A 23,763-nucleotide genomic window follows, 5' to 3' on the forward strand; every position below is an offset into this window, starting at 1 on the left:
CGGCGGGGCGATCTTGCGGACGCCCCGCAGCCTCGGCCCATAACACCGTAGGAACGCGCTTGCCCGCGACGGCGGCGCGTCTGACCCAGATATGCCACCTGACACACCGCGGTCGCGGGCAAGCGCGCTCCTACAGGGTTGGGGCGTTTGCGCGATCCGGGGCTGACCACCTCCTCGTAGCAGCACCGCTTGCCGGCGGGGGCGGTCTTGCGGCTGCCCCCAGCCCCGGCCCATAACACTGTAGGAGTGAGCTTGCTCGCGATAGCGTTGTGTCAGGCCCCGATGCGGTGACAGATACACCGCAATCGCGAGCAAGCTCACTCCTACAGGGATCGTGTAAACACCGGGCATAAAAAAAGCAGCCCGAAGGCTGCTTTCTCTTGCATCGAAAAACCGGACTTAAACCAGTTTTTCCTTGATGCGAGCTGCTTTACCCGACAGGTCACGCAGGTAGTACAGCTTGGCCTTGCGAACGTCACCGCGACGTTTCACAGCCATGCTGTCGATTTGCGGGCTGTAGGTCTGGAAAGTACGCTCAACGCCAACACCGTTGGAGATTTTGCGAACGGTGAAAGCACTGTTCACACCACGGTTACGCTTGGCGATTACAACGCCTTCGAACGCCTGCAGACGAGCGCGATCGCCTTCCTTCACTTTAACCTGAACGACAATGGTGTCGCCCGGTGCAAATGGAGGGATCTCTTTGGTCATCTGCTCTGCTTCGAGGGCCAGAATGATTTTGTTTGTCATGTTGTGCTCCTAAGGTAAATCGTTCGGATCTACCATCGATACGTTAACTATCGTCCCGCTCGCGGAGGTATTCCGTAAGCAGCTTGTTCTCTTCTCCAGAAAGCGAGCGCCTTTCCAGAAGATCGGCACGTCGTTCGTAGGTCCTCCCAAGGGACTGCTGCAAACGCCAGCGCCGGATATGTGCGTGGTTGCCACTGAGCAACACGTCGGGTACACGCTGATCCGCATACACCTCAGGTCGGGTGTAGTGCGGGCAATCGAGCAGACCATCCGTGAAGGAATCTTCCTCCGCGGAGTCCGCATGCCCTAAAGCTCCGGGCAGCAGTCGTGTAACCGCATCGATCAGGACCATGGCCGGCAGCTCACCGCCAGACAACACGTAATCCCCTATCGACCACTCTTCATCGACATGCGCTTCAATGAAACGCTCATCAATGCCTTCATAACGACCCGCAATCAGGATCAGTGCCTGTTCCTGGGCCAGTTCGCGTACAGCGGACTGCTCCAGCTTGCGGCCTTGGGGCGAGAGGTAAATCACCTTCGCCGCCTCCCCTGCTGCCTGCCTGGCCTGGACCAGAGCATCTTCCAGGGGCTTGATCTTCATCACCATGCCAGGGCCACCGCCAAAAGGGCGATCGTCCACAGTGTGATGCCGATCCGTGGTGTAGTCCCGCGGATTCCAACAGGTAAGCTGCAACAGCTCCTGTTTCACCGCACGGCTGGTAATGCCGTATTCGCTGATGGCGGAAAACATCTCGGGAAACAGCGTGATGACTTCTATGCGCAGGCTGGCCATTGCTAGAAATCCGCGTCCCATTCCACCTTCATCTCGCCTGCAACCAGATCGACGGCCAACACGCATTGCTCCGTATAGGGCAACAGGCGTTCGCGATCATCAAGGCTGCCTGCGCAGGGCTTGACCACCATTACATCATTGGCGCCGGTTTCCAGAAGATGATCGATCTTCCCGAGCAGTTGCCCAAGACCATCAATGACCTTCAGACCTTGCAGCTGGTACCAGTAGTACTCGCCGTCGGTCAATTCAGGGAACAGGTTGCTTGGCACGCAGATCTCGTAACCGGCCAGAAGACGAGCTTCTTCACGATCATCAAGACCCTTGAGCTTTGCGACCAGGAACTTGTCAGTTCCGCGTCCGCTGACCAGCTCGACCTGTTTCACACTACCTTCGCGCTTGAGCGTCCAGGTTTTGTACTGCAACAGGTTTTCAGTCGGATCGGTAAAGGAATACACCTTCACCTCGCCGCGAACGCCATGTACCGAATAAATCTTGCCGATGACGATGAGATCGTCGGCAGAAGCTGGCGTCGCGTTCATATTGCTCAGGCCGCAGCCTTAGCAGATTCCTTCAGCAGCGAAGCTACGCGCTCGGAAGGTTGTGCACCAACGCTGAGCCAGTAGTTCAGACGCTCTTGGTTCACGGACAGACGGATTTCCTGACCACGGGCAACCGGGTTGAAGAAACCGATTTGTTCCTTGTGGGAACCATCACGTGGGTTACGGCTGTCGGTGACAGTCAGGTGGTAAAACGGGCGCTTCTTCGAGCCGCCAAGGGCCAGACGGATTGTTAGCATTGAACAATTTCCTGTAGTCGGTGCTGCAAATCTAAGGTGCACGGACGGGCACGGGTGCCCGAAAGGCCGCATATTCTAAGGAATATCCGGACTTTTGCAAATGACTTTTTCGGGCACGAGCCGTCTGGGCCACTCAAGACTTGCCATGAAGCCATCATCTCTGACGACTGGTTAGCGCCTGCGTTAGCAGGCCAGTGGGGCGTCGCCCCAAAGAAAGTCGCGCGAAACGGGGTCTCGCGCGATACGAATCACATCTTGGGCATGCCGCCGCCGGGCAGCATGCCGCCCATGCCACGCATCATTTTGGCCATGCCGCCCTTGGTCGAAAACTTCTTCATCATCTTCTGCATCTGCTTGTGCTGTTTGATCAGACGCCCGATGTCCTGCACCTGGGTGCCGGAACCCATGGCGATACGACGCTTGCGCGAGCCGCTGATCAGCTCGGGGTCGCGGCGCTCGGCCGGGGTCATGGAGTTGATGATGGCTTCCATCTGCTTGAACTGCTTTTCGGCAGCGCTCTGGGCGTTGCCCATCTGGGCCAGGTTCACGCCACCCATGGTCGGCAGCTTGTCCATCAGGCCACCCAGGCCGCCCATGTTCTTCATCTGTTGCAGCTGGTCGCGGAAGTCTTCGAGGTCGAAGCCCTTGCCCTTCTTCAGCTTCTTGGCCAGTTTGTCGGCCTTTTCCTTGTCGAGGGTCTGTTCGGCCTGCTCGATGAGGCTGAGCACGTCGCCCATGCCCAGGATCCGCGAAGCGATGCGGTCAGGGTGGAACGGCTCGAGGGCGTCGGTCTTCTCGCCCATACCGATGAACTTGATCGGCTTGCCGGTGATGGCACGTACCGACAACGCAGCACCGCCACGGGCGTCGCCGTCGACCTTGGTCAGGATCACGCCTGTCAGCGGCAGCGCATCGCCGAATGCCTTGGCGGTGTTGGCCGCGTCCTGGCCGGTCATGGCGTCGACCACGAACAGGGTTTCAGCCGGCTTGACCGCTGCGTGCAGGGCCTGGATCTCGCCCATCATCTCGGCGTCGATGTGCAGACGACCGGCGGTGTCGAGGATCACCACGTCGATGAACTTGAGCCTGGCTTCCTTGATCGCCGCTTCAGCGATAGCCACTGGCTTCTGGCTGATATCGGACGGGAAGAAGGTCACGCCGATGTCGTTGGCCAGGGTTTCGAGCTGTTTGATCGCCGCAGGACGGTAGACGTCCGCAGACACCACCATCACGCTCTTCTTCTTGCGCTCCTTGAGGAACTTGGCCAGCTTGCCCGCAGTGGTGGTCTTACCCGCACCCTGCAGGCCGGCCATCAGCACGACGGCAGGCGGCGCGACGTTGAGGGTCAGCTCTTCGTTGGCGGCCCCCATCATCTCTTCGAGTTCGGCCTGGACGATCTTCACGAACGCCTGGCCCGGCGTCAGGCTGCGCGACACCTCGGTGCCGACCGCGCGTTCCTTGATGCGATTGACGAAATCCTTGACCACAGGCAACGCGACGTCGGCTTCGAGCAGCGCCATACGCACTTCACGCAGTGTGTCCTTGATGTTGTCCTCGGTCAGCTTGGCCTTGCCGGTGACCTGGCGCAGCGTCTGCGAGAGACGATCTGTCAGATTTTCAAACATGCGTGATCCTTTGAGTTCGTGTCGAACCCCGGTTGTGCGGCCGCCCTGTCACGGCGCACCGGTTCTACAGTGGCTATCTATATAGAAGCAGCCTGTATACAGGGCAGCGAAAACAGCGCTCGGCGAGCCTGTGGCTTGAGCAGGTCGCGGATTATAGCGAAGAGTCGGCCCTGCGCACACCATGACGTCTGCTTCTGTGGTCTTTCGTGCACTGAGGGTTCTATGCCAAACTCAGCGGCTTTCGGGCACGCCCTCCAGGATCTATGTTCCCCTTGCCACCGAGTTTGCTATTCAGCCTCGCCGCCGCCGCTCTCTACGCCGCTGCGACCCTCTATCAAGGTACTCGCCTGCGTCAGGGCAAGAAGGCCGACAAATGGCTGCTGTGCCTGATCGGCACCCTGGCGGTCGCCTGCCAGGCCAGCGCGCTGTTCGGCCAACTGGTACGACCCATCGGCCTGGGCCTGGACTTCTTCAGCGCCGCCAGCCTGATCGCGGTGGCGGTGATCATCGTGACCATGCTCGCCTGCATCCGCATTCCGGTGGAAATCCTGCTCATCCTGCTGTTTCCGCTAGGGCTGCTGACCACTTTGATGGCGCAGTTCGCCCCCACCGGCACGCTGCAGCCGATCATCGGCGAACAGGGCCTGATCGGGCACATCCTGCTGTCGATCCTGGCCTACGGCATGTTCACCATCGCGGTGTTCCAGGCCTTGCTGCTGCTATTGCAGAACCATCAACTGAAGAACAAGCACCCCTCAGGCCTGATTCGCAACTTCCCGCCGCTGCAAACCATGGAAAGCCTGCTGTTCGGGTTCCTGTGGGCCGGCTGGACGCTGCTGTCGATGTCGCTGATTTCCGGCTGGCTGTTCGTCGAGAACCTGTTCGCCCAGCACCTGGTGCACAAGACCCTGCTGTCGATTCTCGCCTGGGTGGTGTTCAGCGTGCTGCTGTGGGGTCGCAACCGCCTGGGCTGGCGCGGTCACAAGGCGATCCGCTGGACCCTGGGCGGATTCCTGCTGCTGATGCTGGCCTACTTTGGCAGCAAGCTGGTACGCGAATACATCCTGCATATCTGACGGGCGCCGATCATGGATAACCTGCCAATTGGCACGATGCTCGCGATCCTGGCCCTGCTCACGCTGTGGTCGGGCCTGATGACCGCCGTTGAAGCCGCCCATCACAACCTGCGTGCCGCGCGCATCAACCCGCGCTCGACCGAACCGCCCAAGCCGGTGCTGGCGTTCAACCTCAACAGCCTGATTCTGGGCAACACGCTGCTCAAGGTGCTGATCACCGTGCTGGCGACTCTGCTGGCCGTTGCCCAGTGGTACGTCCATGGCGCAATGATCGCCTGGGTCGTGGTGGCCAGCGCACTGGTCATCATCACCGAGTTCATTCCGCGCAAGCTGGCCTCCCGCCGTCCCGAGGCCATCCTGCTGCTGGGCAACAGCGTGCTGCGCATGCCGATGCGCCTGCTGCGTCCGCTGACCTGGATCTACAAGAACGTCGCCAAGTTGCTGCTACGCCCGTTCCTGTCCAGGCGGCGCCCGGATACCGCCGCCGATGACGACGATCTGGGCGCCACGATGTATCAGGACAACGACAACACTTTCGGCCGCGCCCAGGTCATTTCCGGCATCCATGCGCTGGACAGCATGACCGTCAATGACATCCTCGTGCCGCGCAGTGAAGTGGACGGGATCAATCTGGACGACAGCATCGAAGAGATCGCCGACCAGTTGATCATTTCCCGCCACACCCGCCTGCCTGTCTATCACAACGACATCAACCAGGTCGAAGGCGTGCTCAACACCCGCATGATCAGCCACCTGCTGCCACGCGGGCAATTGACGGTGGAGGCGCTGAAAGCCGCCTGCTACGAGCCCTACTTCGTGCCCGAAAGCACCCCGCTGCAATTGCAGTTGCTGAACTTTCACAAGCAGCAGCGGCGCATGGGCGTGGTGGTGGACGAATACGGCGAAGTGCTGGGCATCGTCAGCCTGGAAGACATTCTGGAAGAGATCGTCGGCGAATTCGAAAGCGAGCAATCGCTGGACAACCCGCACATTCACCCGCAGCCCGACGGCCGCCTGGTGGTCGAAGGTGCTGCATCGATTCGCGACCTCAACAAAAGCCTTGGCTGGCACTTGCCGGCCGACGGGCCGAAGACCCTCAACGGCCTCATCACCGAGGCGCTGGAAACCATTCCCGACAGCTCGGTGTGCCTGAAGATCGGCCCCTACCGGCTGGAAACCCTGGAAACCGAAGACAACCGCGTCACGCGGGTGCTGATGTGGCAGAACGCCCGGACTAAACAGGTCCACTAGGCTGTTCGGCATGTTTGAAACACTTGTTTTGGCGCCTGCGCCGTTCCTATAATCGGGGCGCTTACCCAGCCCCGCCGATCCGCGTGCTACCCGCACCGTGCGTGATCCGGCCAGTCACCCAGCCTGACGTCTTTTCGCAACACCTCTGGCGCCCGCTCCCATCCCGAGCGTGCGCGATGCCTGCACCCGCATCCGGGCTAGTCTGTTCAGCGCTGTACCCAAAATAATTAATGTTTGCCCCAGCACGCGTGCGAATTTTCGTCGCCGGCTGACAGGCAAGACGACTGCCAGGGATACCCGCATGACCAGCACTTCCGCCTACCAACCCAGCGACGAGCGCGAGAGCCGTCCGGCCAACTCCGCCGCTCGGGTGGCCACCGCCAGCTTCATCGGCACCGCCATCGAGTTCTACGATTTCTACGTCTACGCCACCGCAGCGGCCCTGGTGATCGGGCCGGTGTTCTTCCCGCAGACTTCCAGCACCGCACAGATGCTGTCGGCGTTTCTGACCTTCGGTATCGCCTTTCTCGCACGCCCCTTGGGTTCTGCGCTGTTCGGCCACTTTGGCGACCGCATCGGCCGCAAGTCGACGCTGGTCGCTTCGCTGCTGCTGATGGGCATCTGCACCACGCTGATCGGCGTACTGCCCGGCTATGACGCCATTGGCTCCTGGGCGCCGATCCTGCTGTGCGTGCTGCGCTTCGGCCAAGGCCTGGGCCTGGGCGGCGAATGGGGCGGCGCGGCGCTGCTGGCCACCGAAAACGCGCCAAAGGGCAAACGCGCCTGGTTCGGCATGTTCCCGCAACTGGGTCCTTCGATCGGTTTCCTCGCGGCCAACGGCCTGTTTCTGACGCTGGCCATGACCTTGAGCGACGAACAGTTCCGCTCCTGGGGCTGGCGCATTCCGTTCCTGCTTAGCGCGGTGCTGGTGGTCATCGGCCTGTATGTGCGCCTGAAACTGGAAGAAACGCCGATCTTCGCCAAGGCCATCGCCCGCCATGAACGGCTGAAAATGCCGATTGCCGAGCTGTTCGCCCAATACTGGGCGCCGATGCTGCTGGGCGCGGCGTCGATGGTGGTGTGCTACGCGCTGTTCTACATCTCGACCGTGTTCTCCCTGAGCTACGGGGTCAAGAGCCTGGGCTACAGCCGCGAGTCGTTCCTGGCCATGCTGTGCTTCGCGGTGCTGTTCATGGCGCTGGCGACACCGCTGTCTGCCTGGGCCAGCGACCGCTTCGGCCGCAAGCCGGTGCTGGTCGTGGGCGGCGTGCTGGCGATCCTGTCGGGCTTTTTGATGGAGCCGCTGCTGACCCACGGCACCACCTGGGCGGTCACGCTGTTCCTGTCCATCGAGTTGTTCCTGATGGGCGTGACCTTCGCACCCATGGGCGCCATGTTGCCCGAGCTGTTTCCTACCCGCGTGCGTTACACCGGCGCGTCAGCGGCCTACAACATCGGCGGAATCGTCGGTGCTTCGGTGGCGCCGTTCTTCGCCCAGAAGCTGGTGGAAATGGGCGGCCTGAGCTGGGTGGGCGGATACGTTTCCGCAGCGGCCCTGTTGAGCGTGATCGCCGTGCTGTGCCTGAAGGAAACCCGCGACGCCGATCTGGACAAGATCGCCTGACCCTCCCCCTCCCAACCGGACGCTGCTTGCAGTCATTGCACTGCAAGTAGCGTTTGGCGAAAGTTCGGCTACGCTTGCGGCATAACTCTAATGTTCAACTTTGCGTCCGGCACCCTTTCAATCGCATGCCTGCATCGAGATACCCGCCGACGTTAGTCCGACCCAGCGAGACTTTATGCCTGCTGCCTCTGCACGCCAGTCAATTGCCCAGCACAACACGCTCGGCATCATGCAACCTTACTTCTTTCCTTATCTTGGCTACTTCCAGCTGATAGCTTCGGTCGAGCGCGGGGTCATCTTCGACACGGCGCAGTACGGCCGCAAAAGCTGGATGAATCGCAACCGGATGCTCGATGGCAAGGGCGGCACCCAGTACATCAACGTGCCGGTCAGCGCGTCACTGGGCACGTCGATTCAGGCGGCCACGGTCATCGATCGCCAGGCAGCCTTGCAGCGCATTCTCGGGCAACTGGACCTGTATCGGGGCAAGGCGCCGTTTCACCCACAGGTGACAGACCTGCTGCGCAAGACCTTCAACGCGGTCAAGGGCAGCGGGCTGGGCGAACTGAACGTGCAGTCGCTCAAGGTCACGTGCGAATACCTGGGTTTGAAGTTTGGCTGGACGCCGCTCTCGGCCATGGACCTGCAACTGCCACCCATCACCCACCCTGGCGGCTGGGCGCTGGAAATCAGCAGCCGGCTGGGTGCGACGCGCTATATCAATGCGCCGGGAGGCAGGGACATATTCACCAGCAGCGATTGGCAGGACCGCCAGATCGACCTGCACTTTCTCGACCTTACGCCCTTCCAGTACGACACAGCGCCGTACGACTTCATCGAAAACCTGTCGATTCTGGATGTGCTGATGTGGAATGAGCCGCAGGCGGTGATGACGTTCATCCGGGAACACACCCGGACCGTCAGCTAGGGGTCGCTGCCGGGTCGAGACTGACCCGGCAGCAGTGTCGCTTACAACTGGACCTTGACCGCCATGGACGCGCGGGTCGCCCTGGCGCGGGCCGCTTCGATGGACTCGTCACGCGCCAGGGCCACGCCCATGCGGCGCTGGCCGTTGACTTCCGGCTTGCCGAACAGGCGCAGCGCGGTGTCTGGCTCGCTCAGGGCCTGCTCCAGATTGGCGAAAGCGGTCTGGGTCGAAGTGCCTTCCACCAGGATCACCGCAGAAGCGGACGGGCCGAACTGACGGATCAGCGGGATCGGCAGGCCGAGAATGGCGCGGGCGTGCAGTGCGAACTGCGACAGATCCTGGGAAATCAGGGTCACCAGGCCGGTGTCGTGGGGGCGCGGCGAGACTTCGCTGAACCACACCTGATCACCCTTGATGAACAGCTCGACGCCGAACAGGCCGCGGCCGCCCAGTGCTTCGGTCACAGCCTTGGCAACGCGCTCGGATTCGGCCAGTGCCGCCGGGCTCATGGCCTGTGGCTGCCAGGATTCCTGATAGTCGCCCTTCTCCTGACGATGGCCGACCGGCGCGCAGAAGGTGGTGCCGCCGACGTGGCGCACGGTCAGCAGGGTGATTTCGTAGTCGAAGTCGATGAAGCCTTCGATGATGACGCGACCTTTACCCGCCCGGCCGCCTTCCTGGGCGTAGTCCCAGGCTTTCTGCACGTCGGCTTCGGTTTTCAGCAGGCTCTGGCCCTTGCCCGACGAACTCATCACCGGCTTGACCACGCACGGGAAGCCCAGGTCTTCGACGGCCTTCTTGTAGTCTTCGAAGGTGTCGGCGAAGTGGTATGGCGAGGTCGGCAGGTCCAGCTCTTCAGCGGCCAGGCGGCGAATGCCTTCGCGGTTCATGGTCAGCTGGGTGGCACGGGCGGTCGGGATGACGGTAAAGCCTTCGGACTCGAGTTCGACCAGGGTCGCGGTGGCGATGGCTTCGATTTCCGGGACGATGTAATGCGGTTTCTCCGCTTCGATCACTGCACGCAGCGCCGTGCCGTCGAGCATGTTGATGACGTGGCTGCGGTGCGCGACCTGCATGGCCGGGGCGTTGGCATAACGGTCGACGGCAATGACTTCAACGCCCAGGCGTTGCAGTTCGATGACCACTTCCTTGCCAAGCTCGCCACAACCGCAAAGCATGACGCGGGTCGCGGTCGGCGACAGTGGAGTTCCGATTTGAGTCATCTCAGGTCCTCGTGGAGCGGATATCGAGGGCAGCCCGGCATGTGCGAGCGACCACAGGGGAGAAAGGCGCGCAATTTAACATGAAGGACGCAGATTTGGCTGGCCGTCTGATGGCCGACGCCGGTCACTGATGGCCGACGTCACTTTCTGTAGGAGCGCGCTTGCCCGCGACCGCGATGTGTCTGAAACATTTATGTGACAGACACATCGCCATCGCGGGCAAGCGCGCTCCTACAGGGTCAGCGAACCGAAAACATCATCCCGCCCGCTCTCGCCCGTTCGCCACACAGCAACAGCACCGCGCGCCGCTCGTCGTTGCTCATGCGGCTCCAGCCGGTAATCTCGGCCACGGTGCGCTGGCAGCCAACGCAAACGTCGTGGTCGTCCAGCGCGCAGATGTTCACGCAGGGCGAACGTACGGGTCTTTCATGAGCAGGGTTTTCGGTGGACATCAGTCTTCCTGTGGTGCCAGATCACGTGCATAACGCTGGGCATTATGAACGTAGTGAGCGGCGCTGGCTTCGAGCATTTTCTTCTGGGCTTCGGTCAGTTCGCGCACGATCTTGCCCGGCGAGCCCATGACCAGCGAGCCATCAGGGATCACCTTGCCCTCCCCGATCAGCGAATTGGCGCCGATGATGCAGTATTTGCCGATCTTCGCGCCGTTGAGGATCACCGAATTGATGCCGATCAGCGTGTTGTCATCGACCGTGCAGCCGTGAAGCATCACGTTGTGGCCGATGGTCACGTTCTTGCCGATGGTCAGCGGCGAGCCCATGTCGGTGTGCATCACGGTGCCATCCTGCACATTGCTGTTCTCGCCGATGTCGATCAGCTCGTTGTCGCCGCGCAGCACTGCACCGAACCAGACGCTGGCGTTGGCCTGCAGGCGTACCTTGCCGATCAGGGTCGCGGTGGGGGCGATCCAGCTTTGCGGATGAGCTTCGACGCGGGCGTCTCCCAGACGGTATTTCATATTGTTCTTCCTTCATGACGCAGCTCTACGGCCGCAGGTCGAGCGCAGGGGCTCACGGTATGACAACAGGGCTCAGGACTTCAGGGTCAGGATGGTCGAACGGCTGGGCGGGCGATGCAGGTCGATGTCGCTGTCGAACAGTACGTTCATCAGCTCGACGATCATGATCGCGGTCAGGCCCCAGATCTTGAACTCGCCGTAGCGGTAGCTGGGCACGTACCAGCTGCGGCCCTGGTAATCGATGCGATGGGTGTGCTCGCGCGCATCCTGGCGAAAGAATTCGAGGGGAACGCTGAACACGGCGGCGATCTCGCCATCGTTGGGGCGGTATTCGACAAAATCGGGGATCACCCCGACATAAGGCGTGACCTTGATCCCGTGCTTGGAAATCAACTGGCCAAGGGGGCCGACGACCTCCACGAGCCCGGGCGGCAGGCCGATTTCTTCCTCTGCCTCGCGCAGGGCGGTGAACACCAGGTCAGGATCTTCGGGGTCGCGGCGCCCGCCGGGAAACGCCACCTCGCCACCGTGGGTGGACAGGCCGCTGGCGCGCAGGGTCAGGACCAGCTCGGGGTCGTCGCCGCGGGTGATGGGCAGCAGCACCGCCGCTTCAGGGAAGCGCGCATCAGTCTCCAGGGTGCCTGGCGTGTGGCTGCTTATACGGCGAAGTAGCTCGTCCAGCATGGGAAGCCTCGATCTTTTGCCTACCCGGCATGATGCACCAAAGCGGCGGCGCGCCCAAGCCCTTGTCGGGGGGCCGGGCCGTTTGTCGGGTTTGCCTGGCAACGCCCCCTTGCCGGACACCTGCGCCACACGCCAAGATAGCCGCTGACGCAAGGAACGACTCGAACATGAAATTCTGCAGCCAGTGTGGCGAACAGGTTACCCAGCGCATTCCGGAAGGCGACAGCCGCCCACGCTTCGTGTGCGACCACTGCCAGACCATTCATTACCAGAACCCCAATATCGTGGCCGGTGTGCTGCCGGTCTGGGGCGACAAGGTGCTGCTGTGCCGGCGCGCCATCGAGCCGCGCCTGGGCTACTGGACGCTGCCGGCGGGCTTCATGGAGAACGGCGAGTCGGTCGAGCAGGCCGCACGCCGGGAGACCGTCGAGGAAGCCTGCGCGGTACTGGAAGACTTGCACCTGTACGCGATGATCGATGTGCCGCACATCAGCCAGGTGCACATCTTCTACCGCGCCAACATGGCCAGCGAAGATTACGCTGCCGGCGTGGAAAGCCTTGAGGTAAAGCTGTTCGACGAAGCTGACATTCCCTGGTCCGAGCTGGCTTTCCACACGGTCAGGCGTACCCTAGAATGCTTCTTCCACGACCGGCGGCATCAAGTTTTCCCCGTGCATACCGATTGCCTGTCTGTTACACCTGCACTCAAGACCACTTGATAACATGAGCCCGGCGCCACGACGCGCAGGCTTCAGGGATACCGTTTCGATGCGCTGTCTGCTTGCCGTTTCATGCCTGTTCGCCTGTCTGTCTGTCGCTCCGATGTCCCAGGCCGCGTTCACCCAGACCATCGTGCCCAAGGGCAGCGAGCAGAAATTCGTCGACGGCAAGGTGGTGGACACCGCTGACATTTCCGAGCGCTCCATCGACAAGGTGCTGGTGCTCAAGTCCGCGCACCAGTTGCAGTTGATCAGCAAGGGCGAGCCGCTCAAGACCTATCGCATCTCGCTGGGCAAGGCGCCCAAGGGCCCGAAACTGCAGGAAGGCGACCAGCGCACACCGGAAGGTTTCTACTGGCTCGACTGGCGCAAGACCAGCGATGCCTTCAACCTGTCGATGCACATTTCCTACCCCAACATCTCCGATTCCGCACGCGCCCGCCGCGAAGGCGTGAACCCCGGCAGCATGATCATGATCCACGGCACGCCGATCAACGAAGAATACCCGGAGTGGTATTTCCACACCCTGGACTGGACCAACGGCTGCATCGCCATGCGCAACAGCGACATCCGCGAAGTCTGGGACCTGGTCAAGGACGGCACGATGATCGAGATCCGTCCGTAACCAATCTAACACCACTTCTCGCCTGCACTTCCCCCATACGGCTCACCGCATCCTCGTGCGGCACCGCATCCCATACTGCTCACCGCACTCCCCCCGTAGCAGCACGGCTTGCCGGCGGGAGCGGTGTATCAGATCCATCCCTTCAAGCTGACACTCCGCTCCCGCCGGCAAGCCGTGCTGCTACGAGGCGTGTCGTTTGCAAGATAGTTGAACGATGCCACAGCAACGGTTTTGTCACCGGGCAGTGACGAACCCGTCATTGACGTGGTATTCAAGTGGTATTACTTTCGGATGCACTCTCCGAACATAATTCCAACCACTTCGGACCCCGTACATGACCTCGATCCTCGCCCTGCGCCCCGACGACAGCCAGCCGACGCCGCTCTATCTGCAACTGGCGCGCAACCTGGAAGCGGCCATCCATGCAGGTCAGTGGAAAGCCGAGCAGGCGCTGCCCTCCGAGCGCAGCCTCAGCGAAACCCTGAACATTTCCCGCGTCACCGCGCGCAAGGCACTGGAAATCCTGCTGGAGCAGGGCCTGATCCGACGCAGCCAGGGCTCGGGCACCTTCATAACGCCGCGCCTGGAACAACCCTTGTCGCGCCTTTCCAGTTTCAGCGAAATGCTCCGGCTCAAAGGCTTCACCCCCAGCTCCCAGTGGCTTGAGCGTGACATCGCCCTGCCGACCCACGAAGAACTTATCCGCCTCGGCCTGTCGCCCACCGAGAAAGTCGCGCGGCTCAAACGCCTGCGCAAGGCCGACGGCATCGTCATGGCCGTCGAGCTCAGTGCACTCCCTGCAGCCCTCCTGCCTGAACCCGAGGCGATTGGCGATTCACTCTATGCCCATCTCGATTCGATCGGGCGTCCCGTGGTGCGCGCCCTGCAGCACATCCGCGCGATCAACGCATCCGAGGAAATGGCGGCGATGGTGGGCATCGAAACCGGCACCGCGATGCTGCTGATGACCCGTATCGGCTATCTGGCGGACAACACCCCCATCGAGCTGACCGACACCTATTGCCGCGACGACTACTACGACTTCGTCGCCGAACTGCGGCGTTGAGCGCCTGACCACGGAGCCAGCATGTCCGACTTCAACATCCTTACCCCTGACGGCTGGATTCGCGGCCGCCTGAATCACCAGGACGGTCGCGTGACGCAGATCGACGGCGTGCCGTGCGACCCCGCTGCGAACGACCTGCCGTACCTGCTGCCGGGCTTCATCGACCTGCACGTGCACGGCGGTGGCGGCGCGGACATCATGGAAGGGGCCGACAGCTTCGCCACCATCGCCCGCACCCACCTGCGCTTCGGCACCACATCGATGCTGGCCACCACCATGACCGCGCCGGCCCATGAAATCAGCCAGGTGCTGAGTGCGCTGGGTGGCTTCTGCGAAACCCGCCAACCGGGCACCGCCCGCGTGCTGGGCGTGCATCTGGAAGGGCCCTACATCAATCCCGGAAAGCTCGGCGCGCAGCCTAACCATGCCCACGCCGCGCTGCTGGGTGAAGTCGATGATTACCTCACGCGCGCGCCGATCAAAGTCATCACCATCGCCCCGGAAATCGCCGGGCATGTGGAACTGATCAAGACCCTGTCCAGCCGCGGCGTGCGCCTGCAGATCGGCCACACCCTGGGCAGCTATGAAGAAGGCGTCAAGGCGCTGGAAGCAGGCGCCAGCAGCTTCACCCACCTATACAACGCCATGAGCCCGCTGCATCACCGCGAGCCTGGCATCGTTGGTGCGGCGCTGGCCCATGCACGTTATGCCGAACTGATTCCCGACCTGCTGCATGTGCACCCCGGCGCCATCCGCGTGGCGCTGCGCTCGATCCCCTGCCTGTATTGCGTCACCGATTCCACCGCCGCCACCGGCATGCCCGATGGCGAGTACAAACTGGGCAGCCACACCGTCACCAAATGCCTGGGCGGTGTGCGCCTGGCCGACGGCACCCTGGCCGGCAGCACGCTGACCATGGACCAGGCGCTGCGCAATCTGGTGAAGATCGGCCTGCCATTGAGTGAAGCCTCACAGCGCCTGTCGCAATTTCCTGCGGATTACCTGGGTATTCAGGAACGTGGCCGGCTGGAAAAAGGCAGTTGGGCCGACGCCGTTTATCTGGATCGCGATCTGAAACTGACCGCCGTCATGGTTGAAGGAGAAACCATTGAACTCAAGAATGCTTGATGAGGCACTTGCCTCCCATGATGTCATCCAGCGCCAACTGGACGTGCTGGAACCGCGCCTGATCGCTGTAGCCGAACGCCTGCGCCAGAGTGAGCCAAAGGTGATCGTCTCGGTGGCGCGCGGCAGTTCCGACCACGCGGCCAGCTACTTCGCCTACCTGACCATGCAACTGACGGGCGTGCCAGTGGCGTCGCTGCCGATGTCGGTGGTCACCCTGCACGACTCGCCCATGCGGGTGCAGGGCCAGCCCGCCTTCGCCTTCTCACAGTCGGGGCAAAGCCCGGATCTGGTCGGCAGCATGGAGAAACTGCGCCAGCAAGGCGCGCTCACCGTGGCCCTGGTCAACGCCGAAGACTCGCCCCTGGAGCAGGCCTGCGAATGCGTACTGCCACTCTGCGCCGGCCCTGAACTGAGCGTCGCCGCGACCAAGAGCTTCATCGCGACCTTGAGCGCCAGCGCCCGCCTCGTCGCCCACTGGCAGCAGGACGCGCAATTGCTGCAAGCCGGTCGCACCCTGCCCGGCCAGTTGCAGGCTGCGGCGCGTCAGGACTGGTCCGCCGCCGTCGATGCGCTGCGCGACTGTCAGCGGCTGATGGTCATTGGCCGCGGCACAGGTTTCGCGATTGCCCAGGAAGCGGCGCTCAAATTCAAGGAAACCTCGTCCATCCAGGCCGAAGCCTTCAGCAGCGCCGAAGTGCGCCACGGCCCGATGGCGCTGGTGGGCGACCACTACCCGCTGCTGATCTTCGCCACCCGAGGTGCCGAACAGGCCAGCCTGCTGGCGCTCGCCGCCGACATGCGCGAGCGCGGCGCCACCGTGCTGCTGGCTGCGCCCGACGACATTGCCGAACGTGACCTGACGCTGACCTGCGCCGACCACCCGGCCCTCGATCCGATTCTCGCCATTCAAAGCTTCTACGTGATGGCCGCTGCACTGGCGCAGGCCCGGGGCCTGGACCCGGACCAGCCGCGCCACCTGAGCAAAGTCACCAAAACTCACTGACCGCACGCCGCCCCGGCCGATGCCTGCAAGGACGATGTCATGAATAACAATAAACAGATGACGTTCAGCGCCCCGTTCAGCGGAGCCCTGCTGACACTGGCGCAGATTCCCGACCCGGTTTTCGCCAGCGGCGCGATGGGTACCGGCCTGGCCATCGACCCGCTGGATGACGTGCTGCACGCGCCCTTTGCCGGCGTGGTCATCAACATCGCCCGCACTCGCCATGCCATCAACCTGCGCGCCGACAACGGCAGCGAGTGGCTGCTGCACGTGGGCATCGATACGGTCGAACTGGGCGGCGAAGGTTTCGAAGCCCTGGTCAAGGAAGGCCAGCGCGTGAGCGAAGGTCTGCCATTGCTGCGTTTCGATCTGGATCACGTGGCGCGCCATTGCCGCAGCCTGGTCAGCGCGCTGATCCTGCTCAATGGCGACCGCTTCTCGCTCGACCCTGTTCAGGCTTCTGGCACGGTCAACGTGGGCGAGCCGCTACTTAACGTCGCAGCGCTGGCCCGATCTGATGATTCAGACTCCGCCCATGACCCTCGGGCCAAGCAGGCACGGGGCACCATTCGCGTCGCCCATAACGGCGGATTGCACGCCCGCCCGGCGGCGCTGGTGCGCCAGACCGCACGCCAGTTCGCCAGCCATGCCGAGCTGCATTTCGCCGGGACCAGCGCCTCCACCGACAGCGTCACCGGCCTCATGGGCCTGGGCGTTGCCGAGCAGGACGAAGTGGAAGTGGTGTGCCTGGGTCACGACAGTGAAGTGGCATTGCAGGCGCTGCTCAAGGCGCTGTCCACACCCTCTCCGGATGAGAAGCCCCAAGGGATCGCTGCTATTGCACAGCCGCGCGCCGCTTCGAGCAACGAACCCGGCATCCTCACCGGCGTCACCGCATCCCCGGGGCTGGCCAGCGGCCCGCTGTTCCGGCTGGGCACCATCGAACTGGACGAAGACACCGGCGGCCACCGCCCGGACGAGCAACGGCAGATCCTCAGCGAAGCGCTGGTGCAGGTTCGCACAGAAATCAGTGCCTCGCTCAATCACGATCAGGGCGAACAGAGCACGATTTTCGCCACCCACCTTGCGATGCTCGAAGACCCTGCCCTGCTGGACGCCGCCGTCGATGCCATCGACCAGGGCAAGAGCGCGGCCCACGCCTGGAGTCAGGCGGTATTGGCTCAGTGTGACCATCTGCAGACACTGGGCAACCCGCTGCTGGCCGAGCGCGCCAACGACCTCCGCGATCTGCGCCAGCGGGTGCTGTTGAGCCTGCTGGGTGAAGCGCGCTGCGTCGAGGTGCCGGCCGGGGCTATCGTTGTCGCAACCGAACTGACGCCCTCGGATCTGTTGATGCTGGCCGAGTGCGGCATCGGCGGTATCTGCATGGCCGAGGGTGGCGCCACTTCCCATGTGGCGATTCTGGCGCGGGGCAAGGGTCTGCCGTGCCTGGTGGCCATGGGTGGCGATCTGCTCGACGCAGCGCAGGAACAGGAAGTGGTACTGGACGCCGACAACGGTCATCTTGAGCTGGCACCAGACGCCACTCGCCTGCAGGCGATTCAAGCGCTACGCAGCCAACGCTTCGAACAACGCCAGCGCGAGCAGCAAAGCGCTCACCTGCCCGCCCTGACTCAGGATGGCGTGGCAGTGGAAGTTGCCGCCAACGTTGCGTCTCGCGCCGACACCGAAAACGCGCAGCTCAATGGCGCCGATGGCGTGGGCCTGCTGCGCACGGAATTCCTCTTCGTCGACCGCAGCGCGGCACCCACCGAAGACGAACAACTGGCGGCCTATCAGTCGGTGCTCGATGCAATCGCGCAGAAGCCGGTGATCATCCGCACCATCGACATCGGCGGCGACAAGCAACTGCACTACCTGCCCCTGCCGGCCGAAGCCAACCCGGTGCTGGGCCTGCGCGGGATTCGCCTGGGCCAGGCCCGACCCGAATTGCTCGACCAGCAGTTGCGCGCCTTGTTGCGCGTAACACCCCTGAGCCGCTGCCGCATTCTGCTGCCGATGATCACCGAGGTCAGCGAATTGATCGCGGTGCGTCGGCGTATCGACGAACTCGCGCAACTGGCCGGCATCCACGAACGCCCTGAGTTGGGCGTGATGGTCGAAGTACCCTCTGCGGCATTGCTGGCAGAACGGCTGGCCGAGCATGCGGACTTTCTGTCCATCGGTACCAACGATCTGTCGCAATACACCCTGGCCATGGATCGCGATCACGCAGGCCTCGCCGCGCGGGTCGATGCCATGCACCCGGCGCTGCTGAAACTGATCGACATGACCTGCACCGCTGCCGCCAGCAAAGGTCGTTGGGTCGGTGTGTGCGGGGCCCTGGCCAGCGACCCGCTCGCCACCGCCGCGCTGATTGGCCTGGGCGTGCGCGAGCTTTCGGTAAGCCCGCCACAGGTCGGTCAGATCAAGGCGCAGGTCCGCGAACTCGATACCCGCCAATGCCAGGCCCTGGCCCAGCACCTGCTGACCCTGGGCAGCGCCGCCGAGGTGCGAGCGGCCTGCAACACCTTCCAGACTCAGGTCCAGAGCAAGCGATCTGCCTGAACAGAGCCCCTGCTCCTCAATAACAAGCACAAGAACAGAACGCCAAGGAGAGACGCCGTGTACCAACATTTCATCGAAGGGCTGCAACGGCTGGGGCGCGCATTGATGCTGCCCATCGCCATCCTGCCGATTGCCGGCCTGCTGCTGCGCCTGGGCGACACCGACCTGTTGAACATCGCGATCATCCACGCGGCGGGCAACGCGATCTTCAGCAACCTGGCACTGATCTTCGCCATCGGCATCGCCGTGGGTTTCGCCCGGGACAATAACGGCACTGCGGGCCTTGCGGGTGCCATCGGCTACCTGGTGATGACTTCCACGCTCAAGGTGCTCGACGCGCACATCGACATGGGCATGCTGGCCGGGATCATCTCGGGCCTGCTGGCGGGCGGGCTGTACAACAGGTTCAAGGACATCGCCCTGCCGGAGTACCTGGCGTTCTTTGGCGGTCGGCGCTTCGTGCCGATTGCGACCGGGCTGTCCGCCGTGGTGCTGGGGCTGGTCTTCGGCCTGGTCTGGCCGCCCGTGCAGAACGGCATCAACGCTCTTGGCCAACTGATGCTGGAGAGCGGCAGCGTCGGCGCGTTCTTCTTCGGAGTGATGAACCGCATCCTGATCGTCACCGGCCTGCACCACATCCTCAACAACCTGGTGTGGTTCGTCTTCGGCAGCTTCACCGATCCTGAAACCGGTCGCGTGGTCACCGGCGATCTGGCGCGTTATTTTGCCGGCGACCCGAACGCCGGGCAGTTCATGACCGGCATGTTCCCCATGATGATCTTCGGCCTGCCCGCCGCGTGCCTGGCGATGTACCGCAATGCACTGCCGGGCCAGCGCAAGCTGATCGGCGGGATCCTGCTGTCGATGGCACTGACCTCGGCGCTGACCGGCGTCACCGAACCCATCGAATTCGCCTTCATGTTTCTGGCGCCTCTGCTCTATGTGCTGCATGCCCTGCTGACCGGGCTGGCCATGGCGCTGGCAAGCCTGCTGGACATCCACCTGGGCTTCACCTTTTCCGGCGGCGCCATCGACATGGCGCTGGGCTGGGGCAAGTCCACCAACGGCTGGCGCGTACTGCCGCTGGGCGCTGCCTACGCCGTGGTCTATTACCTGGTGTTCGACCAGTGCATCAAGCGCTTCAACCTGAAAACCCCGGGCCGTGAACAGGTGTCCAGCAGCACCGCCCATGTCGCGCAGAGCGACCGTGCGGGCGCCTACATCAAGGCGCTGGGCGGCGCTGAAAACCTGCTGAGCATCGGTGCCTGCACCACCCGCCTGCGCCTGCAACTGGCGGACCGCACACTGGCCAAGGATACCGAACTGAAAGCATTGGGAGCGATGGCGGTAGTGCGCCCGGGCAGTGGCGGCAGCCTGCAGATCGTGGTCGGCCCGCTGGCAGACAGCATCGCCGACGAACTGCGTGAAGCCCTGCCACACTCGACATCTGCCCAGCCCGTTACGCAGCCCGAAGCGCTGGCTCAGCAAACGGTGGATATCGGTCAGGCCGCGCAGTGGTTCAAGGCGCTGGGCGGCAAGGCGGTAGTCGATGTGGAATGTGTCGCGCTGACGCGCCTGCGGGTGCAGTTGAAGGAAGGCCAATCACTGGCCGCCGGCCAACTGGAAGCGCTGGGATGCCAGGGCGTGAGAAGCCTGGGCAGTGGTGTGTGGCATGTGCTGGTGGGGGAAGGTGCCCAGGGGTTGAGCGAGGCGTTGCGGGGGATGGTGACAACCAACTAACACCGACCACCGTAGGAGCGCGCTTGCCCGCGACGGCATTCCAACTGACGCTGCTGCGTCGAATGACACACCGCCGTCGCGGGCAAGCGCGCTCCTACAGAGGATTTGTGCCGGACATCAGCAATTGATCGACATATCAAGGTCAAAACTTCCAGTTACATAGCTGCTGCATTTCAGAGTTGTGCACGAGTTCAAACCTTGTTACGTAATACTGCAATGCATCACATGTAATTCATTCATTGCGATTGACACCCCACGACCACACTGCTACTTTCAAATCACTGCGGCCCTACACCTCAGTTAGTAGCCAAGACTGGGATGTCTAAAAATGTATTATTATATTTCTGAGCCACACTCCCCGCACAATACCCACACTCGCTGCTGTCGTGCCGTCCTGGCCATCTTCAAAAGTAATATCTGGCGTCGCTAATCCTCAACAAGCAGATACCTGCTGTCTACCAAGTGCTCTTGATCTTTTTCCCGAACCCGGCATCCGCGTCTGAAGCACTGTTGCTACCCGTCGGCATGCCTATCAAGGGTATGTTCGGTGTGGTAGTGACGGCAATCGGCTGAAATCAAGACCATCAGTATTGGGCTAACCCCAGATACTGCACCGCTTATCTTTTAGTGCTTTCTAGAGAAAGCACCGACAACACTGCAAACTAAAACCGGAATTATCTGTGAACAATAATATTCTTAATATAGATGTTCTTCGTCACGAAGATCGTCAAACAACTGATGCACTTGGTGTATATACGCATGCGCTTGCGCAATTAGGCCCACAGTCGGTATTCATTCTTGAGTCACTTTCAGGACCCAGCCGTGATCTAAGGGCGACGATCATTGGCATGGAGCCACTCTTTGAAGTGTGCATCGATGAAAGACAGGCACGCTTGCGCGGCCAGCCTGCACTTTGCGAACAGCTGTACCACTGCCTGCACCAGCACGGTTTGAAGATCGGCCCCGAGCAGCAGATCGAATTGCCCGACAGCGAAGCAGCCTGGAACCTACTCCGATACATTCAGAGCCTGTTCCAGCCGACTCCGACTAAGCTGCAAAGTCTTGCGTACTTCGGTTACTTCTCATACGACAGCGTGCGGTTGATCGAACGCCTGCCTGATTTGACGGAGCGGACTCACGATTACCCACTCATTGCTCTGTCGGTTTACCAGACACTGCTCTACTTCCACAGCGATGGGACTGTCGAAACCCTGATCAATAATCACCCCCTATGGAAGACACGCGGACTGGCAGACTACCCTTTTCTACAGGCCGAAAATCCGGTCAGTCCGCAGGAACACCCTGACTATCCACAAGTCTTCGAAGAAACCCGCACGGTCACCCCGGAAGAGTTCGAGCGTCGGGTAGAAGTGGCCATGGAGCACATACGAGCCGGGGATGTTTACCAGATTCAGCTGGGTCACGAGATCCGCATTCGTTCCAAGATCACGCCTTTCGATGTCTACAAGAGCCTGCGCATGCGCAATCCGTCGCCCTACATGTACTTGGCACACGTCGGCGGGATCGACCTGATCGGTGCGAGCCCTGAACTGTTCGTCAGGATCAAGGACAACTTGATCGAAATGCGCCCGATCGCCGGGACCGTAGGTAAAAGGCCTAACGTCGATTCCACCGAACTGGTGTTGGAACTGACGCGTTCAGAAAAGGAACGCGCGGAGCACCTCATGCTCATCGACCTTTGTCGCAATGACATAGGAAGAGTCTGCCAGCCAGGATCCCTGGAGGTCGATGAATTCATGCTGATCGAGGAGTATTCGCACCTTTACCACATGGTCTCGAATGTTCGGGGGTTGCTGCGCCCAGGCATGGATGCCTACGACGTGATGAAGGCCTCATTCCCGGCCGGGACGATGTCGGGCGCTCCCAAGGTCAGAGCGATGGAGCTGATCGAAACCTTGGAAAGCAACCGGCGAGGCATCTATGCAGGCGCCCTTGGACTGATCGGGTTCGATGGCAGCGTCAATACGGCGCTGTGCATTCGATCCACCGTGCATGATCAAGGCATCTACTGCCTGCGCGCATCCGCAGGTGTCGTAGCCGACTCGACGCCCGAAATGGAGTGGAAAGAAACGTTATACAAGATGGGCTCCGTTTACCGTGCAGTGACCGGAAAGGAGATCGCACTGTGAAAGTTTTCTTGATTGATGCCTACGACAGTTTTGTCTTTATCATCAGCCAATACCTTGAGCAGCTTGGGCTGGAAACTCGTGTCGAGCGCCATGACCAGCATGATCTCATTCAGCGGATCGAAGACTTCGCACCTGACTTTTGCGTGCTTGGCCCTGGGCCTGGCCACCCGGCGGATGTCGGTTACGTCGAACTCATCCGGCATTTCGAGCACCGCCTGCCGCTGCTAGGCGTTTGTCTCGGCCATCAAGCCTTGGGGCTGGCGTTTGGGGCTCAGGTCTGCCGCGCCCCTCGCGTCATGCACGGCAAGGTAAGTCAGATAGAAAACGATGGTAAGGGTATTTATGGCCACACCGAGGGTCTATCGATCAACGCAACCCGCTATCACTCCCTCATGATCGCAGACGCAGGCTTGCCGGACTGTCTGGAGGTGACCTCGAGGTCAACCGACGATGGCTACATTATGGGGATTCGTCATCGTACGCTGCCAATCGAGGGCGTTCAGTACCATCCCGAAAGCATCCTCACGGAAAACGGACTGGACCTGTTTCGCAGCTTTATCAGGCATTACCTGAACTGATTGGCATGGCAGTGGATTGGACTTAACACCGACCACTGTAGGAGCGCGCTTGCCCGCGACGGCATTCCAACCGACGCTGCTGCGTCGAATGACACACCGCCGTCGCGGGTAAGCGCGCTCCTACAGAGGGTTTGCGCCGGACATCAGAAATCTTCCAGCTTCCACACTTCGTAAGCCGGGGTTTCGTAGGGGTGGCTGCTTTTGAGGGCTGCCACCGCCTCGCGGATCAACTCATCGGCGACGACAAGCTCGACCTTCCATTCTTCAACCTGCTCGATCTGCCCGGTTTGCCCAATGAACGGCTGACTGCCGTCCAGCGGGCGAAACTGGCCCTGACCCAGCACCTGCCATGAGCAGCTGTCATAAGCACCTATCCGCCCCGCACCGGCGGCGAATAGTGCACTCTTGACCTGCTCCACGTGGCCAGGTGGCACGAAGAAGGCGAGCTTGTACATCT

23 protein-coding genes are annotated in these 23,763 nt (G+C 61.7%); 13 read left to right on the forward strand and 10 right to left on the reverse strand.

All coding sequences use genetic code 11. From position 1 onward, the window contains the following. Positions 1 to 399: 399 nt before the first annotated feature. The 5 genes from rplS to ffh form a co-directional block, all read right to left on the reverse strand. A complete protein-coding gene (gene rplS, locus ACIPOO_RS17795; protein ID WP_037012438.1) occupies positions 400 to 750 on the reverse strand; it encodes a 50S ribosomal protein L19 in 351 nt (116 codons plus the stop codon). 43 nt (positions 751 to 793) lie between these two features. After that, a complete protein-coding gene (gene trmD / locus ACIPOO_RS17800; protein ID WP_400608747.1) occupies positions 794 to 1,546 on the reverse strand; it encodes a tRNA (guanosine(37)-N1)-methyltransferase TrmD in 753 nt (250 codons plus the stop codon). Positions 1,547 to 1,548: 2 nt separating this feature from the next. After that, complete coding sequence (gene rimM, locus ACIPOO_RS17805; RefSeq protein WP_274133784.1) at positions 1,549 to 2,085, reverse strand: ribosome maturation factor RimM; 537 nt, start codon at positions 2,083 to 2,085, stop codon at positions 1,549 to 1,551. Between the two features lie 5 nt (positions 2,086 to 2,090). Then, positions 2,091 to 2,342, reverse strand: a complete 252-nt coding sequence (gene rpsP / locus ACIPOO_RS17810; RefSeq protein ID WP_166593605.1) for a 30S ribosomal protein S16 — start codon at positions 2,340 to 2,342, stop codon at positions 2,091 to 2,093. Positions 2,343 to 2,590: 248 nt separating this feature from the next. Then, entirely contained in the window at positions 2,591 to 3,967 is a 1,377-nt protein-coding gene (gene ffh / locus ACIPOO_RS17815; RefSeq protein ID WP_274133785.1) for a signal recognition particle protein, read from the reverse strand. Positions 3,968 to 4,230: 263 nt separating this feature from the next. Between ffh and ACIPOO_RS17820 the strand changes: the two genes are divergently transcribed. From ACIPOO_RS17820 to ACIPOO_RS17835, 4 genes are all read left to right on the forward strand, one after another. Further along, a complete protein-coding gene (locus ACIPOO_RS17820) occupies positions 4,231 to 5,043 on the forward strand; it encodes an inner membrane protein YpjD (protein WP_274133786.1) in 813 nt (270 codons plus the stop codon). A 12-nt stretch (positions 5,044 to 5,055) separates the two neighbouring features. Next, complete coding sequence (locus tag ACIPOO_RS17825; protein ID WP_400608748.1) at positions 5,056 to 6,294, forward strand: CNNM domain-containing protein; 1,239 nt, start codon at positions 5,056 to 5,058, stop codon at positions 6,292 to 6,294. A gap of 301 nt (positions 6,295 to 6,595) precedes the next feature. After that, positions 6,596 to 7,918, forward strand: coding sequence for an MFS transporter (locus ACIPOO_RS17830; protein WP_274133788.1), 1,323 nt, complete (start codon positions 6,596 to 6,598; stop codon positions 7,916 to 7,918). 175 nt (positions 7,919 to 8,093) lie between these two features. Next, on the forward strand, positions 8,094 to 8,846 hold the full coding sequence (locus ACIPOO_RS17835; protein ID WP_274133789.1) for a WbqC family protein: 753 nt from the start codon (positions 8,094 to 8,096) through the stop codon (positions 8,844 to 8,846). Positions 8,847 to 8,887: 41 nt separating this feature from the next. Here the strand turns inward: ACIPOO_RS17835 and purT are convergent, their stop codons facing one another. From purT to ACIPOO_RS17855, 4 genes are all read right to left on the reverse strand, one after another. Beyond that, on the reverse strand, positions 8,888 to 10,069 hold the full coding sequence (gene purT / locus ACIPOO_RS17840; protein ID WP_400608749.1) for a formate-dependent phosphoribosylglycinamide formyltransferase: 1,182 nt from the start codon (positions 10,067 to 10,069) through the stop codon (positions 8,888 to 8,890). Between the two features lie 239 nt (positions 10,070 to 10,308). Then, the gene (locus tag ACIPOO_RS17845; RefSeq protein WP_400608750.1) at positions 10,309 to 10,521 is read right to left on the reverse strand and encodes a DUF1289 domain-containing protein; all 213 of its coding nucleotides are present in this window, start codon (positions 10,519 to 10,521) and stop codon (positions 10,309 to 10,311) included. After that, complete coding sequence (locus ACIPOO_RS17850; protein WP_274133792.1) at positions 10,521 to 11,045, reverse strand: gamma carbonic anhydrase family protein; 525 nt, start codon at positions 11,043 to 11,045, stop codon at positions 10,521 to 10,523. The genes ACIPOO_RS17845 and ACIPOO_RS17850 overlap by 1 nt, the downstream gene beginning before the upstream one ends. A gap of 72 nt (positions 11,046 to 11,117) precedes the next feature. Further along, positions 11,118 to 11,729 (reverse strand): CoA pyrophosphatase, encoded by a 612-nt coding sequence (locus tag ACIPOO_RS17855; RefSeq protein WP_400608751.1) that lies wholly within the window; start codon positions 11,727 to 11,729, stop codon positions 11,118 to 11,120. Between the two features lie 167 nt (positions 11,730 to 11,896). Between ACIPOO_RS17855 and ACIPOO_RS17860 the strand changes: the two genes are divergently transcribed. The 9 genes from ACIPOO_RS17860 to ACIPOO_RS17900 all read left to right on the forward strand — a co-directional run bounded on the left by ACIPOO_RS17860 (position 11,897) and on the right by ACIPOO_RS17900 (position 23,306). Beyond that, positions 11,897 to 12,448, forward strand: coding sequence for an NUDIX hydrolase (locus ACIPOO_RS17860; RefSeq protein ID WP_274133794.1), 552 nt, complete (start codon positions 11,897 to 11,899; stop codon positions 12,446 to 12,448). A 49-nt stretch (positions 12,449 to 12,497) separates the two neighbouring features. Beyond that, positions 12,498 to 13,073, forward strand: coding sequence for a murein L,D-transpeptidase family protein (locus ACIPOO_RS17865; RefSeq protein ID WP_274133795.1), 576 nt, complete (start codon positions 12,498 to 12,500; stop codon positions 13,071 to 13,073). A 334-nt stretch (positions 13,074 to 13,407) separates the two neighbouring features. Then, on the forward strand, positions 13,408 to 14,139 hold the full coding sequence (locus tag ACIPOO_RS17870) for a GntR family transcriptional regulator (RefSeq protein ID WP_274133796.1): 732 nt from the start codon (positions 13,408 to 13,410) through the stop codon (positions 14,137 to 14,139). A 21-nt stretch (positions 14,140 to 14,160) separates the two neighbouring features. Then, the gene (gene nagA / locus ACIPOO_RS17875; RefSeq protein WP_400608752.1) at positions 14,161 to 15,267 is read left to right on the forward strand and encodes an N-acetylglucosamine-6-phosphate deacetylase; all 1,107 of its coding nucleotides are present in this window, start codon (positions 14,161 to 14,163) and stop codon (positions 15,265 to 15,267) included. Next, positions 15,260 to 16,270, forward strand: a complete 1,011-nt coding sequence (locus tag ACIPOO_RS17880; RefSeq protein WP_400608935.1) for an SIS domain-containing protein — start codon at positions 15,260 to 15,262, stop codon at positions 16,268 to 16,270. Before nagA ends, ACIPOO_RS17880 begins: the two co-directional genes overlap by 8 nt. A gap of 39 nt (positions 16,271 to 16,309) precedes the next feature. Next, positions 16,310 to 18,838, forward strand: a complete 2,529-nt coding sequence (gene ptsP, locus ACIPOO_RS17885; RefSeq protein WP_400608753.1) for a phosphoenolpyruvate--protein phosphotransferase — start codon at positions 16,310 to 16,312, stop codon at positions 18,836 to 18,838. Positions 18,839 to 18,895: 57 nt separating this feature from the next. Beyond that, positions 18,896 to 20,578: an N-acetylglucosamine-specific PTS transporter subunit IIBC gene (gene nagE, locus ACIPOO_RS17890; RefSeq protein WP_400608754.1), complete on the forward strand. Its 1,683-nt coding sequence runs from the start codon at positions 18,896 to 18,898 to the stop codon at positions 20,576 to 20,578. Positions 20,579 to 21,258: 680 nt separating this feature from the next. After that, a complete protein-coding gene (locus ACIPOO_RS17895) occupies positions 21,259 to 22,728 on the forward strand; it encodes an anthranilate synthase component I family protein (protein WP_400608755.1) in 1,470 nt (489 codons plus the stop codon). Continuing rightward, the gene (locus ACIPOO_RS17900; RefSeq protein ID WP_400608756.1) at positions 22,725 to 23,306 is read left to right on the forward strand and encodes an anthranilate synthase component II; all 582 of its coding nucleotides are present in this window, start codon (positions 22,725 to 22,727) and stop codon (positions 23,304 to 23,306) included. The genes ACIPOO_RS17895 and ACIPOO_RS17900 overlap by 4 nt, the downstream gene beginning before the upstream one ends. A gap of 143 nt (positions 23,307 to 23,449) precedes the next feature. On the opposite strand, the gene ACIPOO_RS17905 is transcribed toward ACIPOO_RS17900, so the two are convergent. Next, entirely contained in the window at positions 23,450 to 23,761 is a 312-nt protein-coding gene (locus tag ACIPOO_RS17905) for a YqfO family protein (protein WP_274133800.1), read from the reverse strand. Between the last annotated feature and the right edge of the window lie 2 nt (positions 23,762 to 23,763).

This window comes from Pseudomonas sp. NPDC090201 (genome assembly GCF_044746825.1).
Taxonomy (GTDB): Bacteria; Pseudomonadota; Gammaproteobacteria; order Pseudomonadales; family Pseudomonadaceae; genus Aquipseudomonas; species Aquipseudomonas putida_AD.